At 59.0% G+C, this 16,138-nt stretch carries 14 protein-coding genes; 9 read left to right on the top strand and 5 right to left on the bottom strand.

The features are described 5' to 3' along the window. Positions 1–15 precede the first annotated feature (15 nt). Positions 16–879 carry an SDR family oxidoreductase gene (locus DC3_RS08445; RefSeq protein ID WP_146883911.1) on the bottom strand — a complete coding sequence of 288 codons (864 nt, stop codon included), beginning with the start codon at positions 877–879 and terminating at the stop codon, positions 16–18. 230 nt (positions 880–1,109) lie between these two features. On the opposite strand from DC3_RS08445, the gene DC3_RS08450 reads away from it, so the two are divergent. The 3 genes from DC3_RS08450 to DC3_RS08460 all read left to right on the top strand — a co-directional run bounded on the left by DC3_RS08450 (position 1,110) and on the right by DC3_RS08460 (position 4,016). Further along, entirely contained in the window at positions 1,110–2,918 is a 1,809-nt protein-coding gene (locus DC3_RS08450) for an ABC transporter ATP-binding protein (RefSeq protein WP_246130608.1), read from the top strand. Further along, a complete protein-coding gene (locus DC3_RS08455; RefSeq protein ID WP_146883912.1) occupies positions 2,915–3,343 on the top strand; it encodes a DUF5946 family protein in 429 nt (142 codons plus the stop codon). Before DC3_RS08450 ends, DC3_RS08455 begins: the two co-directional genes overlap by 4 nt. Before the next feature lie 379 nt (positions 3,344–3,722). Further along, entirely contained in the window at positions 3,723–4,016 is a 294-nt protein-coding gene (locus tag DC3_RS08460; protein WP_146883913.1) for a hypothetical protein, read from the top strand. Here DC3_RS08460 and DC3_RS08465 read toward each other — a convergent pair. After that, positions 3,996–4,301, bottom strand: coding sequence for a hypothetical protein (locus DC3_RS08465; RefSeq protein WP_146883914.1), 306 nt, complete (start codon positions 4,299–4,301; stop codon positions 3,996–3,998). The two genes, DC3_RS08460 and DC3_RS08465, sit on opposite strands and share 21 nt — an antisense overlap. Before the next feature lie 117 nt (positions 4,302–4,418). Here DC3_RS08465 and DC3_RS08470 point away from each other — a divergent pair, with 117 nt between their 5' ends. From DC3_RS08470 to DC3_RS08480, 3 genes are read left to right on the top strand one after another with little or no spacing between them, the layout of a single operon-like run. Further along, positions 4,419–6,182: a sensor domain-containing protein gene (locus DC3_RS08470; protein WP_146883915.1), complete on the top strand. Its 1,764-nt coding sequence runs from the start codon at positions 4,419–4,421 to the stop codon at positions 6,180–6,182. Positions 6,183–6,200: 18 nt separating this feature from the next. Further along, entirely contained in the window at positions 6,201–7,286 is a 1,086-nt protein-coding gene (locus DC3_RS08475; RefSeq protein WP_146883916.1) for a DUF4097 family beta strand repeat-containing protein, read from the top strand. Then, positions 7,273–7,917 carry a response regulator gene (locus DC3_RS08480; RefSeq protein WP_146883917.1) on the top strand — a complete coding sequence of 215 codons (645 nt, stop codon included), beginning with the start codon at positions 7,273–7,275 and terminating at the stop codon, positions 7,915–7,917. The genes DC3_RS08475 and DC3_RS08480 overlap by 14 nt, the downstream gene beginning before the upstream one ends. Before the next feature lie 41 nt (positions 7,918–7,958). Here the strand turns inward: DC3_RS08480 and DC3_RS08485 are convergent, their stop codons facing one another. After that, positions 7,959–8,681 carry a copper homeostasis protein CutC gene (locus tag DC3_RS08485; RefSeq protein ID WP_146883918.1) on the bottom strand — a complete coding sequence of 241 codons (723 nt, stop codon included), beginning with the start codon at positions 8,679–8,681 and terminating at the stop codon, positions 7,959–7,961. 173 nt (positions 8,682–8,854) lie between these two features. Between DC3_RS08485 and DC3_RS08490 the strand changes: the two genes are divergently transcribed. Continuing rightward, positions 8,855–9,316: a cupin domain-containing protein gene (locus DC3_RS08490; protein ID WP_186815917.1), complete on the top strand. Its 462-nt coding sequence runs from the start codon at positions 8,855–8,857 to the stop codon at positions 9,314–9,316. A gap of 89 nt (positions 9,317–9,405) precedes the next feature. Here the strand turns inward: DC3_RS08490 and DC3_RS08495 are convergent, their stop codons facing one another. Beyond that, positions 9,406–10,065 carry a class I SAM-dependent methyltransferase gene (locus DC3_RS08495; protein WP_146883920.1) on the bottom strand — a complete coding sequence of 220 codons (660 nt, stop codon included), beginning with the start codon at positions 10,063–10,065 and terminating at the stop codon, positions 9,406–9,408. A gap of 129 nt (positions 10,066–10,194) precedes the next feature. Between DC3_RS08495 and DC3_RS08500 the strand changes: the two genes are divergently transcribed. Continuing rightward, entirely contained in the window at positions 10,195–11,067 is an 873-nt protein-coding gene (locus DC3_RS08500) for a LysR family transcriptional regulator (RefSeq protein WP_146883921.1), read from the top strand. Between the two features lie 103 nt (positions 11,068–11,170). Beyond that, entirely contained in the window at positions 11,171–14,545 is a 3,375-nt protein-coding gene (locus DC3_RS08505; RefSeq protein ID WP_186815918.1) for an ATP-binding protein, read from the top strand. 53 nt (positions 14,546–14,598) lie between these two features. On the opposite strand, the gene DC3_RS08510 is transcribed toward DC3_RS08505, so the two are convergent. Continuing rightward, complete coding sequence (locus DC3_RS08510) at positions 14,599–15,966, bottom strand: FAD-binding oxidoreductase (protein WP_146883923.1); 1,368 nt, start codon at positions 15,964–15,966, stop codon at positions 14,599–14,601. Positions 15,967–16,138: the final 172 nt, after the last annotated feature.

A 16,138-nucleotide genomic window follows, 5' to 3' on the forward strand; every position in this document is an offset into this window, starting at 1 on the left:
GTTTCTTTCTGCAGTTCAGGACTGAGGAACGACCTCAAGGGCCTGCCTGACGGTTTCTGAAATGGGGGTGGTTGCGTGACCGATCAGTCGGGTCAGGTCGTCCCGCTCCGTGAACAGCTCACCTCTGGCAATCCCGGTGTCAGAGTCAGCCAGAGCATGGGCATAACCCGCAGGAAGGCCAAACTGGACCAGCAGGGCTTCATATTCCTGGGCAGGAAGGTTGTGGTAGCTGACTTCCTTCCCGGTCTGGTGAGCGATTTCTGCAGCCAGCTCCGCCAGGGTGAAGTTGTTGCTTCCACCCAGTTCATAGGTCTGGTTTTCATGACCATCTGTCAGCAGGACCTGTGCGGCGGCCTCGGCATATTCGCTGCGGGCGGCACTGCTGATGCGGCCCTCTCCTGCAGCTCCGAACACTTTGCCCGTGGCTGCGGCCTGCTGGATGCTGCTGAGGTAATTTTCGTTGTACCAGCCGTTGCGCAGCAGGACATAAGGAACCCCGGAGGCTTTCAGGACGGCTTCGGTGCCTTTGTGTTCTCCAGCCAGCATCATTTCTCCTGCGTTGAGGATGCTGGTGTAGGCCAGGAGTTTTACGTCAGCTTTCTTCGCAGCTTCAATGACATTCTGGTGCTCCTGAACGCGCTGTCCAAAGTTGGTGCCTGAGATCAGCAGCAGGCGTTCCACCCCCTGCAGGGCAGATTTGATGGTTTCAGGCTGGCTGTAATCTAAGGGGCGCACCTGCACGCCCAGGGCTTTCAGACCCTGCGCTTTTTCAGGATTTCTCACGCCGGCAATGATGCGGGAGGGTTCGGTGCCTGCCTCGAGAAGGGCTTTGATGGTGAGCTTTCCAAGCTGTCCGGTGGCTGCAGTGACAAGAATCATGTGGGTTCTCCTGGGGAATGAGGGGGCGGCACGCTGAAACGTCTGCCGACAAGTGGGAGGGATGGTGGGAATACAGAATCTGCTGATGGGCACGCTGGCCCGATTACATGTAAAAAAATATCTTACATGCAGAGTTCTGTCAAGGTGCCAGGTCACCATCACAGAACATTCCCCAGCAAAACACCGTTTCAAACCCAATTGACCCATGCCAGAAGGTTTACCATTTCAGTGTGACTTCCAGCGCACCGAAGACCGATTTTTCCACCCAGATCAAAGACCTCAGAGAAACACTCTCCCTGGTGTGGGAAACCGCACCCGCACAGGCTTTTCTGCTGGTGATGCTGAGCGTTGTGCAGGCTTTTTTGCCAGCAGCGACCCTCTGGGTCTCCAAACTGCTGCTTGATGCCGTCACTGCAGCCATCTCCCAGCAGCAGAACAACCTCACCCAGCTTGTGGAAATCCTTCTGTTGCAAGTTGGAATCGGCATTCTGGGCAGCCTGCTCTCCACCTGGCAGGGCATGGTCAGAGAACTCTTTGCAGACAGCCTGCAAAACCGCATCTCCCAGAAAATCCTCAACAAGGCCAGTGAACTTGAAGTGGAACGCTTCGAGAACGCGGAAACCTACGACGCCCTGCAGAATGCCTACCGGGAAGTCGGAAGCCGCCCCCTCGGGGTGCTGACCCAGGTGATTGCCCTCGGGCAGGCGGTCATCACGCTGGCCTCCATCAGTGCCCTGATGGCCCGCCTGGGATGGGCGATCCTGCCACTGGTGTTGCTGGCCACCCTGCCCACCGTGTGGGTCTCCAACCGTTTTGGCATGGAAGGGTACCGCATGATCCGCCGCCGCACCCATGATGCCCGGGTGCAGAACTACCTGGGCAGCATCCTCACCTCGGACGCCCTGGTCAAGGAAGTGCGGCTCTTTCACTTCGAGCCTTACCTGCTGACCCGATGGCAGGAGTACTACCGCAAGTTCCGGGCACAACTGGTTCCCCTGGTGCGGGCCAGAAGCCTGTGGAGCCTTGGAGCCTCCATTTTCTCTGCCCTGGTCATTGCTTTCGCCACCTACCTGATCTTGCTGCGGGCGGTGGCCGGTCAGATCACCGTGGGGGATTTCTCCCTCTTCATTCTGGGGATCACCCAGGTTCAGGGACAGTTTTCCACCCTGTTGAACGGCTTTTCAGGGCTGTACCAGAACGTCATCTACATGCGCAACCTCTTTGAATTCCTGGAACTTCCTGCCCGGGACCTGGATGCCGGAGAATCCTTCAGTGGAACCATCGACACGCTGGAATTCGAGCAGGTGAGCTTTCGGTATCCCTTCACAGACCGCGACATTCTGAAAGGGGTCAGCTTCAGGATTGAAAAAGGACATGCCCTGGCCCTGGTGGGAGAGAACGGGGCAGGGAAGACCACCATCGTGAAACTGCTCACCCGACTCTTTGAACCCACCGCCGGGCGCATCCTGATCAACGGACAGGACGCCCGCACCTTCAGTGTGCGCAGCCTGCAGCAGGCCATGAGCATCATCTTCCAGGACTTTGGGCAGTACCAGATGTCCGTGCGAGAGAACATTGCCCTCAGTGACCACCCGGAAACGCAGACAAATGCCTCGGAACGGGTGGAGGAGGCCGCAGAAACCGCAGGAGCCCACTTCATTGAGACCCTGCCCGAACAGTACAGCACCCAGCTTGGACGCCTCTTCACCGGAGGCAGGCAACTCTCTGGGGGTCAATGGCAGCGTCTGGCCCTCGCCCGGCTCTACTACCGCAAAGCCTCATTGCTGGTCTTCGATGAGCCCACTGCAGCCCTTGACGCAAATGCGGAATTTGAAGTGGTTGAGGCCCTGCGCAAGGAGGCCCACTCCCGCATCACCGTGATCATTTCCCACCGTTTCAGCACCGTGCGTCTGGCCGATCACATCATCGTTCTGGAAAATGGAGTGATAGAAGAAAGTGGTTCGCACGCTGAACTCATGGCCCAGGGCAGAACCTATGCCCACATGTACACCTTGCAGGCGAAAGGATACCAGGGATGACAGAAACACGAACTTGCCCAGAATGTGGCGCAGCATGGACCAGCGGAGTGACCTGTGAAGAGATGTTTCATCAGGTGCTCGTCTGGGAGGCAGAGGATGCTGACCTCCTCTCAGAGCACTTCCTGACTGTGGCCTGCTACAACCTCCAGCATCCCGCCATGTTTCAGGACAGTGCCATCGAAAACCTGAAAGGGGGTCTGGTCCTCAGGATCGACCAGAATGCACAGGTCCCAGAACTTCGCAGGAGGGCAGCAGCTGCTTACAACGGTCCCCAGCGTGTGCTCAAACCTGTTCCAGAACGTAAATCTGTGCTTCAGGAGTGGCACATGACCATTGCAGAGGTTTATGCAAATGGAGAACCTCTGGGGGCAGCAGACCGGGTAAGGGCCTGGGGCAAGAGCACCCGGGAAGACCTCAGACCATAATAGTAAAAATAAATATTTCACAAATTTATAACAACGCCTAATATCGCACAATCTCTTGATTCACTCCCGAAACTTACTCAGAGAGGGCACCTGCAATTTCTTTCCAGTTCCGCCGACGTGCAGAAAGGCAGAGATTCCTTCTGAGAAAATTCCAGGCAATGAAATCATCTCACGCACCTTCCAGAGGCTTTTGGCATCATCTTGTGCACCTCTGGAAACCCACTTGAGCATTTGCTGACCGCTGACGGCCGAGGGCTGACCGCTCTTTGAAACGGCACAGATCCTCCAGCAAATCTTCCCACACCGCACATCTCAGCTAGACTACAGCTACAAATCAGTTTACAATCAGTTTATCCTCACACCTGTAACGGGAGCAGGCATGACACCTCAATCGGGAAGCATCAACTTGATCCACTTCAAAGGCCGTGTCGAACTGGTGCAGTTCGGCAACACGGTTGAAGTGCGGGGTTGTGGGCAGCTTGACGATGCCGGGCAGATCATCCGGGCCTATTTCTCCGGCAAGGAACTGGTCTACGAGGGCACCTGCAAGTACCCCAATGGCGAAATCAAACAGGTCCGGATTCCCATCACCCTCTGGAACCCGGACCTGGAACCTGAACAGTCCCGTGAAGTGTTTTTTGAGTCTCTGGCCCTAGACGCTGGGCATGCCTGAGAGTTGCCCGTAGGCATCCATCAGCAGGGTTTTGGCGGTTCCGAGCTGTTCCTCGGTGTGCTCTCCTTCAATCACCTTCAAAACCTGCTGAACAAGACCGCTGGCCTGTTCGGTGAGGGCGGCATCAAACACCTGGGGGGCATGCAGGGCTTTTGGCGGGCTGGCTTCCGGGAACAGCAATTCGATGGCGAGCCTGAGGTGCTCCAGGGGGCCTTGCAGGGAAGCGAGGTCCTGATCTGCAGTCTGATTCAAAAACTGCCGTAAGTGTTGTGTTGCAATGTTCATGATGTCCATGGTGTACCCATTTCAGGACATTTCCTGCCACATTGCTGTACTGGAATTTACAGGCTTCTCCTACTTTGGTCTGAAGACCTGTGCCCCTCCATCTCCTAGAGTGTCATCATGATGACTGTGCAACCGACTTCCGAATCTGGTCCTGGCAAGCTTCCAGGGTATTTTGCTGAGCTCTTCAGCGCGGTGACCTACCGCCGATTGTTCTACTTGATTGCGACTTTTCCCCTGGGCATCCTGTACTTCGTGGTGCTGGTGACCGGATTTTCACTGGGCCTGGGTCTGCTGGTCCTGGTGGTGGGTTTTCCGCTCTTCATGGCAACGGTGTGGTGCATTTTGCGCTTTGCGGACACCGAACGCGCCCTGGCCACCCTGCTCGGACAGAAACTGTACCGTGAAAAACCGATCATTCAGGCCAGTGGTTTCATGAACTGGGCGAAAGCCACCCTCAGTGATGCTGGAACCTACAAGGCCCTGCTTTACGCCCTGTTGAAATTCCCCCTGGGGATTGCTTCTTTCGTGATCGTGGTGACCTTCCTGGCCATTTCCCTGGGGTTCTTGCTGCTGCCCGTTTCCCAGCTGTTCTACCCCCTGCCCCTCTACTTTGGGGATGTGGAAATCCAGCTCAACCCTCTGGGCTGGGTGATCTGGGAAGTGGTGGCCGTGGGCGTCACCGTGCTGTCTTTGAGCCTGCTGAACCTGCTCGCCGAGGGCTGGATGCTGCTCAATCAGGCCCTCCTGACCGATTACGGCGAGGCGAAGCACGCCCAGCGTGAAGTGCAGGCCCTCAAGCAGACCAGCAGTGCCGTGGCCTACAGCGGCTCCCTGGACGACACCCTGTCGCACATCGCCGGGCAGGGCATGGAGGCGCTCGGGGCATCTGCCCTCGCCGTGACCATCAAAGAAGGCGCAAGCTGGAGGATGGGAGCATCCCGCAACATCCCGGAAACCTTCGCCCGGGCCTTCAGTGAAGCCCGCCCCAGGCTCTCCCTGCCCGACACCCTCCCGCAGGGACGTGCCCACATCGAGAAGCATTACCGCGCAGCCTGGGAGAAAGATGTCCTGATTGAACCCCTCATCCGGGAACTGCCCGATGGAAGCCTGGTGACCGTGCCGATGATGTACCAGTCCCAGCAGCTTGGACAGCTGCATGCCTTCTACCGCAGAGGTGTGGCCCCCACCCAGCGTGAACTGGAATTCCTGGCTGCCCTTGCCGATCAGGGGGCCGTGGCCATCGAAACCTCACAGCTGATCGACCGGGTGCAGGCCCAGGCCTCACAACAGGAACGCCAGAGGCTGGCCCGCGAACTGCACGACTCTGTGGCCCAGGCCCTCTACGGCATCACCCTGGGAGCCAAGACCGCCAAAGGCTGGCTGGAACGCGACCCCCAGAAAGTCAAAGAAAGCCTGGATTACGCCATCCAGCTTGCAGAAGGGGGCACCGCCGAGATGAAAGCCCTGCTCTTCAGCCTCAGGGAAGACGCCCTCGATGAAGGGGGGCTCTGTGAAGCCCTCGCCCGACTGGCCCACGCCATGAAGGTGCGCTACGGCCTGACCATCCACACCGAACTGCCCGAAGAACCCCAGCTTTCAGCCGTCAAGAAACACGCTGTGTACCGCATTGCCCAGGAAGCCACCCACAACGCTGTAAAGCACGCCAGAGCCACCGAGATGTCGATGGTGCTGCGCCAGACCGACCTCGGCTGGGAGATGGACATTCAGGACAACGGCAAGGGCTTTGACCTCGCAGAAATCGCCGGAGGCACCCTCGGACTCAAGAGCATGCGTGAACGGGCTGAATTTCTGGCCGGATCGATCACGGTCTCCAGCCACCCCGGACAGGGCACCCGCATTCACCTCGAATTCCCCCACTGATCCTCAAGGAGCAACCCCATGAAACAGATTTCAGACCAGACCCCAATGCCACAAGGCCAGAAAACCCCTTCCCAGGGACCCGATCCCCGCGTGACCCGTGTGCTCCTCAGCCTGCTCCTGATTGTGGGCGGCCTGGCCCTCCTCAGAGGCACCCTGGGTGTGCCCGTGATCAGCAACGAGAAGGCAGAGGGCACCTATGTGGAACGCGACCTCGTTGAACCCCTCAACCGGGCGAGTGAAGCCACCCTGAGCTTCAGGACTGCGAGCACCGACATCATTCTGGAAGACAACACCACCCCCGAACTCGTGGAAGGCACCTACACCGGCCCGAAAGGGGCCAGCATGGAACGCTCAGGGTCCAACTCGGGACGGACCGCAGACCTGAACTTCCACGAGCAGTACCCCAGAGGGTACCGGGGCCCCCTGGTCCTCTTCGGAGGGACGGCCCCCAGGCTGCGCCTGAACATCAACAATGAAGTGCCTGTGCAACTGAATTTCTCCACCGCATCGGGTGAGATGAACCTGGACGCCTCCCACCTGCAACTGCTGGGCCTGAAAAGCACCTCCGCTTCAGGAGACCTGCGGGTGGTTCTCCCAGAAAAGGCCGAAATGAATGTCTCCCTGAGGACCGTCAGCGGCGAACTGCGGGTGCGCAGCGAGAACCAGGACTCAAAACAGGTGAACGACGATGCCCGATTTGAAGCCTCCACCGTCAGTGGAGACCAGGACATCGAACTTGACCAGACCCGTTTTGAGCGGGTTTCGGTGACCGGAAACTCTGGAGAACTTAGCCTGACCCTGCCGCCCGTGAATGACCTCACCGCAGAAACCCGCACTGTTTCAGGGGACCAGCGCATCCGCATCCCCGATGGTGCATCGGGCACCCTCACCATCCAGAGCACCAGTGGAGAGGTGATTGTGGAGCTTCCCAGCGACCTTGATGCACGCATCACCACCAGCAGTGTTTCCGGTGAAATCATCACGGACGGCTTCACACAGCGTGGCAACAACACCTACGAGAGTGGAAATGGCACTGCAGACCTCACCATCCAGGTGAAAACCGTCTCCGGAGACATTTTCCTGAACCGCAATGGAGGACTTTGAAGTGGTCAGGGTGCTGCTGGTCGATGACCATGATGTGGTCCGCATGGGCCTGAAGATGTATTTTTCCCTCGACAGTGAAATCGAGGTGGTCGCAGAGGCCAGCAATGGCATGGAAGCCCTGGAAAGGATTCCTGAGTGTCAGCCGGATGTGGTGATCATGGACCTGATGATGCCCGTGATGGACGGAGTGAAAGCCACACGTGAACTGCGCAAGCTGCACCCCGGAATCGAAGTCCTGGCCCTCACCAGTGCTCTGGAAGAACACCGCATCCACGCTGCGATTGAAGCCGGAGCCATTGGGTACATGCTCAAAGACGCCAGTGCCGAAACCCTGCTGGAAGCCATTCATGCAGCGGCCAGGGGAGAGGTGAGGTTGCACCCGGAAGCCGCAAAACGTCTGGTCCGTGAATTCCGCAGTCCCCAGATGCGTGAGAACCTCACCAACAAAGAAACCCTGATCCTGCAGATGATCGCACGGGGCCTCACCAACAAGAACATTGCAGAGGAGCTTCAGGTCAGTGAGACCACCATCAAGACGCACGTCTCAAGTTTGCTCAGCAAACTGAACCTCAACTCCCGCACCCAGGCGGCGCTCTATGCCCTCAAAAACAACATTGCCACGCTGGAATGAATCCACCAGATTTTTGAAGGACAGCTCCGGCTGTCCTTTTTTCATCCCAGCACGGTTTTCACCACTGCCCGCACCTTCTCTTCCGAGGTGACCCAGTGCTCTTCAGAAACCCCGAATTTCAGGCGTTCCTGCACGTGCACCGGATGGCTCGCAGCCCCGGATCTGGCACTGAAATGCACCTCACGGACCTGCGTGGCCTGCAAGAGCGGGATCACATTCTGTGGGTTCACCCCACTTCCAGCAAGCACCACCAGACGGTCTCTGGCCTGACGGACCAGAGCAGCGATCAGTTGCCTGCCCTCAAAAGCAGTGGGCTGCTGCCCGGAGGTGAGGAGGCGTTTGACCCCCAGTTCAATGAGCTGCTCCAGTGCCCGCACAGGCGTTCTGCACACATCAAAAGCCCGGTGGAACGTGACAGGCAGTCGTTTGGCTGCCTGCATGAGTTTCCCCATGGCCTGCAGGTCCACCTCGCCCTGGCTGTCCAGCACACCAAACACCAGACCATCCACCTCGGCAAAATGGCAGAACTCGATGTCCGAGAGCATCACCTCAAGTTCATGCGGGGTGTGCAGAAAATCGCCACTGCGTGGTCGAACCATCACATGCACCGGCAGGGGACAGTGCCTTTTCACTTCACGAATGAGTCCCGCACTCGGGGTCAGGCCCCCTTCAATCAGGCTGGAGCACAGCTCAAGGCGGGTGGCTCCTCCCCGGTACGCCGCCATTGCACCTTCCAGGCTTTCCACGCAGACTTCAAATTGCATGGAATCAACATAGCAGAAGGTGAGACACGCAGACGTTCAGGGCTCTGGTGGTTTGAGGTCACGCCAGAAAGTATGGGGTTGAGGACCACGGATTTCACCGAGAATCCCGATTCACAGCCCAATCACGCTTCAATCATGCTGCTCAAACTACAGTGATGTCCAAGAGGATACCCATGAACCATCTCAATGCCCGCATCATCCGAGCCGACCAGGGAAAAACCATCAATGGAGCCCTGGAAGACGTGCAACTCAAACTCACCGGGATCGACACCGACGGCAGCTACACCCTGGGTCTGGTGACCACCCAGGTCGGAGGCAGCATCCCCCCGCACCTTCACCACCGGGAGGATGAACTGCTGATCCTGCTGTATGGTGAACTTGAATGCCTGACCAGCGAAGGCTGGCAGACCGCTCACCCTGGAGATGTGGTGTTTTTCCCCTCAGGGGTCATGCATGCCTACCGAAACACCGGAACCGTGGCCGCCAAGCACTGGGTGATTGCCAACCCTGCCGGGGTAGAGGCGTTTTACCAGCAACTTGCCCCCCTGCTGAACCCGAGCCCCAGCCTGAACCACATTTCCACCCTCAGCCGCAATTACGGCATTGAGTTCATGGGCGTTCTGGAGGACAAATGAGCCGTCCAAAAGTCCTGTCTCGCCTGATGTTTCTGGTGCTCCTGGTTTCGTCCTGGTACACCGTGTACCAGCAAGTCCTGCGCTGAACGTCAAATCGCCCCGATCACGGCGCACTCCCTGAAGTGGGCCTCTCCGGGCACCACCTCAGTGTGAGAGAACCCAGCCTTCCGCATCAGGGCTGCCACCTCCTCTGCGGAGAACACATGACAGGTCGCCCCCTGGCCTTCATTGGGCCAGCGGTTTCTGGGCATGAAGGTGAGGATGAGCCGTCCCCGGGGTTTCAGGACCCGCAGGCATTCAGAGAGGACCTTTTCAGGGTCCGGCCAGAAGTACAGGGAGTGCACACTGACGATCTCATCAAAGTGCTGGTCTTTGAAGGGCAGGCTCATGGCGTTGCCCTGCAGCACGTTGACCCGCCTGCGTGAAACATGCCTCAGGTTTCTTGCCCATGCCATCTGCACCATGCTGTGGGACAGGTCCAGTCCGGTCACCTGTCCAGAAGTGAGTTTTTCTGCGATGCTCCCGAGCAGTGCGCCTGCCCCAGGGCCAATTTCCAGCACCTGACTGTCCGGTTTCAGTTGCATCAATGAAAGGGTCCAGAGGGTTTCTGGGCTGTGCTGCTTCATCATGTCTCCGCCAATGAAAAACCCAGTGAGGCCCCTGGGGAGTCGGTACTGCTCATGGGTCGGGACTTTCCCGAGGGTGAGGCGGTCCAGGGTTCCGGCGAGTTTGCGTGCAAAAGTGTGCATGGGGTCCTCTCTTTCAACTGTGCAGCTCCCATCAGGGCTGTCTGGTGTCCCATGATGGTAAACCCTGAACTTCCATAGAACAATCCAGAATCAACTGACCTTTACATAGAAAACATCTATGATTAACGCATGGACATGGACCAGCTCAGGGCTTTCGATGAGATCGTCAGGCAGGGCAGCTTCAGCAGGGCGGCAGAACGGCTGTCCATCACCCAGCCTTCCATCAGCGTGCGGATTCAGCGCCTTGAAGACCAGCTTGGCGGAGCCCTGTTCCAGCGCAGCAGCAGGAGAATGGAATTGACTGAACTCGGGCAGCGGTTTCTGCCTTATGCCAGACAGGCCCTTGAAGTCATGGCTTCAGGGCTGCAGATGGCAAAGCTGACCCGCAGTGGGGAACAGGGCAGGCTCACCCTGGGGGTGCTCCCCACCCTGACCACCGGACGCCTTCCGGTGGCCATACAGCGCCTGCAACGCCAGCATCCTGCCCTCAGCTTCACCGTGCACACCGGGCACAACCCACAGGTGCAGGAGATGCTCAGGGGAGGTTTTGTTCAGCTGGGACTGCTCAACCTTCCCGCAGATGGCCCTCACTTCAGGGTGCTGCAAAGGTTCGAGGACCCGCTGGTGTTGGTTGCTTCCAGAGGCCACCCTGCAGCCAGCCTGGCCCGTTTGACCCCTGAGGACCTGCAAGACCTCCTCACTCCTTTTTTGCGCATCGACTGGAGCTGGGATGTGCGGAACTGGCAATCGGCCCATGTGCCCGTGCAGCCCGGGGATCTGGAGGTCCCTCCCATGCTGGCCCTGGACCTGCTCAGGCAGACCTCCTGTGTGGCCCTGATGCCGGAACCCTGGGTGAGGTCTGACCTGAGGGCCGGGCATCTGGTACAACTGCACGTGCGGGACCTGATGCTGCCCACCTGGGTGTGGGGGGTCTGCGTTCTGCAACATCAGAACCTGACCCTCTGGCAGGAGCATTTTGTGGAGCTGATGCAAGACCTGTAAGGAAAAAGTACGCAGAATGGCCTAATGTGCACAAAACCGTGAACGCTTAAGGCCGCCGTCACCTCGCAGCAAGACGCTCTTTGCTAGCATGAAAACGATTCCCATGACTGCTCTCACCTGGCATTGCACACTCTTCGGCGTTCCGACCCTTCGCTCGAGCGAACACACCCAGATCCTGGAGCGCAAGACGGCAGCCCTGCTGGCCTACCTTGCTCAGGAGGGACCCACCTCCCGATCGCATCTGATCGGCCTGCTGTGGCCGGACACCCGGGAGGCCGCAGCCCGCAACAACCTCGTGCACCTGCTGCGCAAACTGAAAACGCTCACCGGCACCGAACTCGTCACCGGTCAGGAGGTGCTCTCCCTCGCTGCAGAACTGCGCACCGATGTGGAAGGGTGCAGGGAGATGTTCACCAAGGGGGACTTTGCCCGCTTCAACAACGCCATGGGGGAATTCCTCTCCAGTCTCGTCTACGACGACTGCCCCGACCTTGAAGACTGGATTGCCGCCGAACGGGAACAGTGGAACGAATGGCGCTCCCAGGCCCTCCTCGCAGATGCCAACCAGCTTGAGCAGTCCGGTGAGTACCTGGAGGCTGTGGCACGCATTCGGGAACTCCTCACCCTTGATCCCCTCAATGAAGAAGGCCACCGCAGACTGATGCGCCTGCAGTACCTGCTGGGGAACCGCCACCATGCCCTGGAAACCTTCCGCAAGCTCACCACACTGCTGCGAGAAGAACTGGACGTGGAACCCCTCCCCGAAACGCTGGAGCTCGCCCGCTGGATTGAACGGGCCACCCTGCCCATCCCGGCGCAGCCCAGAAACCGCCCCGGGCTTCCCCTCACCGTGCTGCGTCCACCTGCCCTGGTGGGCCGCGAACGTGAATGGGCCCTGATGGAAAAAGCCTGGGAAAAAGGCCAGATCATCTTCCTGCGTGGAGAGCCCGGTGTGGGCAAATCCCGTCTGGCCAGAGATTTCGCTGCATCCAGAGGAAGCTACCTTGTGCTGGAGGCGCGCCCTGGCGACATGCAGACCCCTTACGCTTCTTCTGCCCGAAATGTGCGGACGATTCTGGCCCAGAATCCCGACCTGCAGCTTGAACCCTGGATCAGGCAGGAACTCTCCCGCATTCTGCCTGAACTCTCCGGTCCCACCCCCCCACCTCCCCTGAACGGCCAGGAGGACGTGCTGCGCTTCAATGAAGCCGTGCGTCAGACGGTGATCGCAGGGGGGGCAAACCTCGCTTGCTGCGTTCTTGATGACTGGCAGTACTACGATGAACTCTCCAACCAGCAGGGCGGTTACATGATCTCGGCCTCCTTTCCCCTGGAGAAAAGCGGCTTTCCCCGCTTCATTGAGTGCTTCCGCAAAGACGAGCTGTCCCCGGAAGCCGAAGAGATGCTGATCAAGCACCTCGTGGAGCCCGGACTGGCCGTCCTGATCGACGTGAACCCCCTCCCTGCGGATGAAACCCTGAAACTCCTCGCGGACCTCGGGGTGACGGTGCATCCAGGCATGCGTGAAAGGCTCAGCCAGTACTCGGGCGGCAATCCCCTCTTTCTGCTGGAAACCGTGCGCCACCTGCTGGAATCCAACCAGCTCGCCGAGGACAGCGAACTGACCATGCCCGAAAAGGTCGGGCAGATCATCGAGAAGCGCCTGCAGCGCCTTTCCAACCCCGCCCTGCAGGCTGCACGCGCAGCCGCAGTCCTGCAAACGGATTTTGATCTGGAGCTTGTCGCCGAATTGCTCAATGCCCCCCTGCTGGATTTCATCGGCACCTGGGATGAACTTGAGGCCGCACAGGTGGTCAAAGATGGCAAATTCAGCCACGACCTGATTTTTGAGACGGTGGTCCGGGCGACGCCAAAAGCCATTCAGCAACTCCTGCACCGCAGTGCTGCCCGGGTCCTCACCCAGCGTGGAGCCCCTGTGGCCCGTGTCGCAAGGCACTACCAGCAAGGGGGAGACTTCAAGCAGGCCGCCCCCCTGTACCTGCAGGCCGCCAGGAATGCCCAGCAGAGCTTCGGGGTGAAGGAATCCACCCGCTACTACCTGCTGGCTGCAGAGTGCTTCCAGGAGGCCGGAAAACCCAGAGAGGCATTCCGTGCTCTGGTGGACCGGGCGGTGGCTTTCGGTCACCTGAATGAGCGTGCCCCCCGCGAAGAGGCCCTGAAGATGCTTTTCGATCATGCCCACACCCCCATGGAAAAAGCCCTGGCCCACTTCGAGCAGGCCGAGTACCACTCCACCTACCATGAGGGGCCAGAAACCGAAGCTGCTGCACGCAAGGCCATCGAGATCATCCAGCATGAACCCAAAATCACCATTGAGGAGCAGACCCTGTGGGCCAACCTGCACGCCTCGGTGGCGGTGGCCCTGTGGATTCAGCAGCAGATCCCTGAGGCCACAGAAGCCATGCGGCGTGCTGTGGACGCCCTGGAGCCCCTCGGGGAAAGCACCAGCCTGGCCGCCAACTACTCCAACCTCGCTGTGATGCTCGACCACAACGACCGTCACAACGAGGCCATCCAGTACCACATCCGGGCCTGCGCCATCCACGAGAAACTGGGTGACCTGCCCCCTCTGGCCACCACCCTGCACAACCTCGCCGTGTCCTACTCCGAGCAGGGCCGCATGCAAGAAAGCCTGGAGATGGTCCTGCGGGCCCGCCACCTCGAACAGCAGGCCGACGACGAGCACCGGGGCCTCGCCCTCGGATTTGCTGCAACCGGACAGGCCTACTACGAACTCGGCAACTTCGGCCTGTGCCTGGAGAACTACAATCGGGCCATCGAAAACGCCCTGGAGGACACCTGGCACCGGGGCATGTTTGACGGGCTCAAAGGGGAACTCTACATGCAGATCGGGGCGTACGATCTGGCCCACGACCACCTGAAGATCAGCGCAGAGTACCCCCGCATTCCCCCGCAGTACCGCAGCCGCACCCTGATCAACCTGGGCACCCTTCATCACCTGCAGGGACTCAACCCCAACCCTTTTTTCGAGGAGGCCAGTGAACTCCTCAGCTCCTCCCCGCGCATGATCTCAAGGGCCAGACTTTGGATCGCAAAAGCAGACACCGTGGTTCCAGAAGAGGCCCTGGAACTGGGCCAGAAGGTGCTGGCCCTTGCCCTGGAAAAAGACCTCGGAGGCACGGAGATCTCAGGTCGCACCCGTGTTGCGCAGGCCCACTTCCGCATGGGGAACCACGCTGAGGCGCTGGAGCAGATCGAAAAAGCCTGCAGCTGGCTCACCAACTTCGAGCCTGCCCGCCTTGCCCGTGGAGAGGTGCTCTACACCCGCTGGCGCATCCGTGAAGCGCTGGGGCACCCGGGCACCCGTGAAGCCTGGCAGGCCGTTTCCGACTGGTTGCAGATGGTCCTCAGGAACCTCCCCGAGCCCTTCCATGCCAACTTCAAAGCCCGCAATCCGGTGGCAAAAGGGTTCTACCAGCACGCAGAACATGTCTGATCTCATGCAAATGAAAGCACCCCCACGCAGGGGGTGCTTTTTCTTTCTGGCCGTCAGGAGCGGGCTTCGGTCTTCACAGGCCGGATGCTCTGGGCAAAGGTGAAGAAGTTCTCTGGATCGTACTTTGCCTTCACCTCCTGCAATTTGCGGTAATTCTGGCCGTAATACATGTCACCGAAGTCTTCCACGTCCACATCCGGGTAATTCACATAGGCCCCTTTTGTATACGGCAGCATGTCCTTGCGGAAAGCATTCACCCAGTCGAGGTGTTCCTTTTCTGCAGCGTCATCGTCCCAGTAGGCCTGGTACTGCAGGCTGAACTGCGCTGCCCGGTGCGGGAAGGCGGTGGCCTCCACAGGGAGCCTGGACACCGCCCCTCCCAGTGTTTCAAACTGCACCAGGTTGTCCGGGGCCGGAGATTTTTCAAGGTGCTTCACAATCGTTGCAATGGCCTCATCGGAAAGGAGTTCGTAGGCGAAGGCAGAGGTGTTCTTGAACTTGCGGTGTGAACCGTGCCAGTAGGCCATCCAGTCTGGTTCAGGGTCTCCGGTGAAGAACTTCAGGCCTTCAAGGTACGGAAGGCTGTTGACTTTCATCTCTTTGGGTTTCACCTGCAAGAGGGGTTCCAGCATCTGGTGCAGGTCCTCCTCGGAGCCCACAAAGAGCCCGGAGGCCACCGCTGAACCGGGCTCTTTCTTTTCCGGTCCGTGCAGCATGATGATCGAGGTGAGCCTGGGGTCCAGCGTCTGGCCCCAGTTCTGCCAGGTGCGGATCACTTCGGGCAATTTCTCCCAGTCCCAGGACGCCTGGAAAATCGACACCTGATCGATCTTGTGGATCTGGAATTTGAAGCGGGTGATCACCCCGAAATTGCCCCCTCCGCCCCCACGGCAGGCCCAGAAGAGGTCCGGGTTCTGCTCAGCATTGGCCACCACGATGTTTCCTCTGGCATCGACCATTTCCAACTCCAGCAGGCTGTCACACGTCATGCCCAGGTAACGGGTCAGCAGGCCAATTCCACCCCCCAGGGTCAGCCCGGAGATCCCCACGGTGGGGCAGATGCCTCCCGGAAAGCCGTACCCCTGCTGGGACACCTTGGTGTAGATTTCGATCAGCTGGGTGCCTGAGCCGATGTCCACGGTGTGGTTTTCATGGTCGATGTGCAGGGTGGTCATGTCACTGACGTCAATGATGATGCCATCATCAATCAGCGAGAAGCACTCGTAATTGTGGCGGCCACAGCGGATGGCCACAGGCAACTGGTGGGCCCGGGCGTATTTGACGGCATTCTGCACGTCCTCGCGGTTCTGGCAGAACACCACCATGCTGGGCTGGCGTTCGATGCGTTCATTGAAATTCTTGCGGGCTTCTTCGAAACCCGAATCCGTTTTTCTGATGATCCGGCCGGTGAGTTCCGTCATGCTTCCTCCTGTCCCTCGGGATCAATGTGGTCGGTTTGGTCTCAGAGCTGGGCCTCATGGTGTCCTGCCTCACAGGGGTCAGCAGAATTTCACCAGACAGACGCTCTCGCTCCAAAGGATGGGGGGATTTTCATGGGGGCACAGTGCGAATTCACACATGAAAAAGGCACAC

Origin of the sequence: Deinococcus cellulosilyticus NBRC 106333 = KACC 11606 (assembly GCF_007990775.1) — a bacterium.
In the GTDB taxonomy this organism is placed as follows: Bacteria; Deinococcota; Deinococci; order Deinococcales; family Deinococcaceae; genus Deinococcus_C; species Deinococcus_C cellulosilyticus.

Bases quoted from the DNA above. Each gene is read 5' to 3' on its own strand.
- DC3_RS08445 (WP_146883911.1), bottom strand. From the start codon at position 879: ATGATTCTTGTCACTGCAGCCACCGGACAGCTTGGAAAGCTCACCATC.
- DC3_RS08455 (WP_146883912.1), top strand. From the start codon at position 2,915: ATGACAGAAACACGAACTTGCCCAGAATGTGGCGCAGCATGGACCAGC.
- DC3_RS08460 (WP_146883913.1), top strand. From the start codon at position 3,723: ATGACACCTCAATCGGGAAGCATCAACTTGATCCACTTCAAAGGCCGT.
- DC3_RS08465 (WP_146883914.1), bottom strand. From the start codon at position 4,301: ATGAACATTGCAACACAACACTTACGGCAGTTTTTGAATCAGACTGCA.
- DC3_RS08470 (WP_146883915.1), top strand. From the start codon at position 4,419: ATGATGACTGTGCAACCGACTTCCGAATCTGGTCCTGGCAAGCTTCCA.
- DC3_RS08475 (WP_146883916.1), top strand. From the start codon at position 6,201: ATGAAACAGATTTCAGACCAGACCCCAATGCCACAAGGCCAGAAAACC.
- DC3_RS08480 (WP_146883917.1), top strand. From the start codon at position 7,273: ATGGAGGACTTTGAAGTGGTCAGGGTGCTGCTGGTCGATGACCATGAT.
- DC3_RS08485 (WP_146883918.1), bottom strand. From the start codon at position 8,681: ATGCAATTTGAAGTCTGCGTGGAAAGCCTGGAAGGTGCAATGGCGGCG.
- DC3_RS08490 (WP_186815917.1), top strand. From the start codon at position 8,855: ATGAACCATCTCAATGCCCGCATCATCCGAGCCGACCAGGGAAAAACC.
- DC3_RS08495 (WP_146883920.1), bottom strand. From the start codon at position 10,065: ATGCACACTTTTGCACGCAAACTCGCCGGAACCCTGGACCGCCTCACC.
- DC3_RS08500 (WP_146883921.1), top strand. From the start codon at position 10,195: ATGGACATGGACCAGCTCAGGGCTTTCGATGAGATCGTCAGGCAGGGC.
- DC3_RS08505 (WP_186815918.1), top strand. From the start codon at position 11,171: ATGACTGCTCTCACCTGGCATTGCACACTCTTCGGCGTTCCGACCCTT.
- DC3_RS08510 (WP_146883923.1), bottom strand. From the start codon at position 15,966: ATGACGGAACTCACCGGCCGGATCATCAGAAAAACGGATTCGGGTTTC.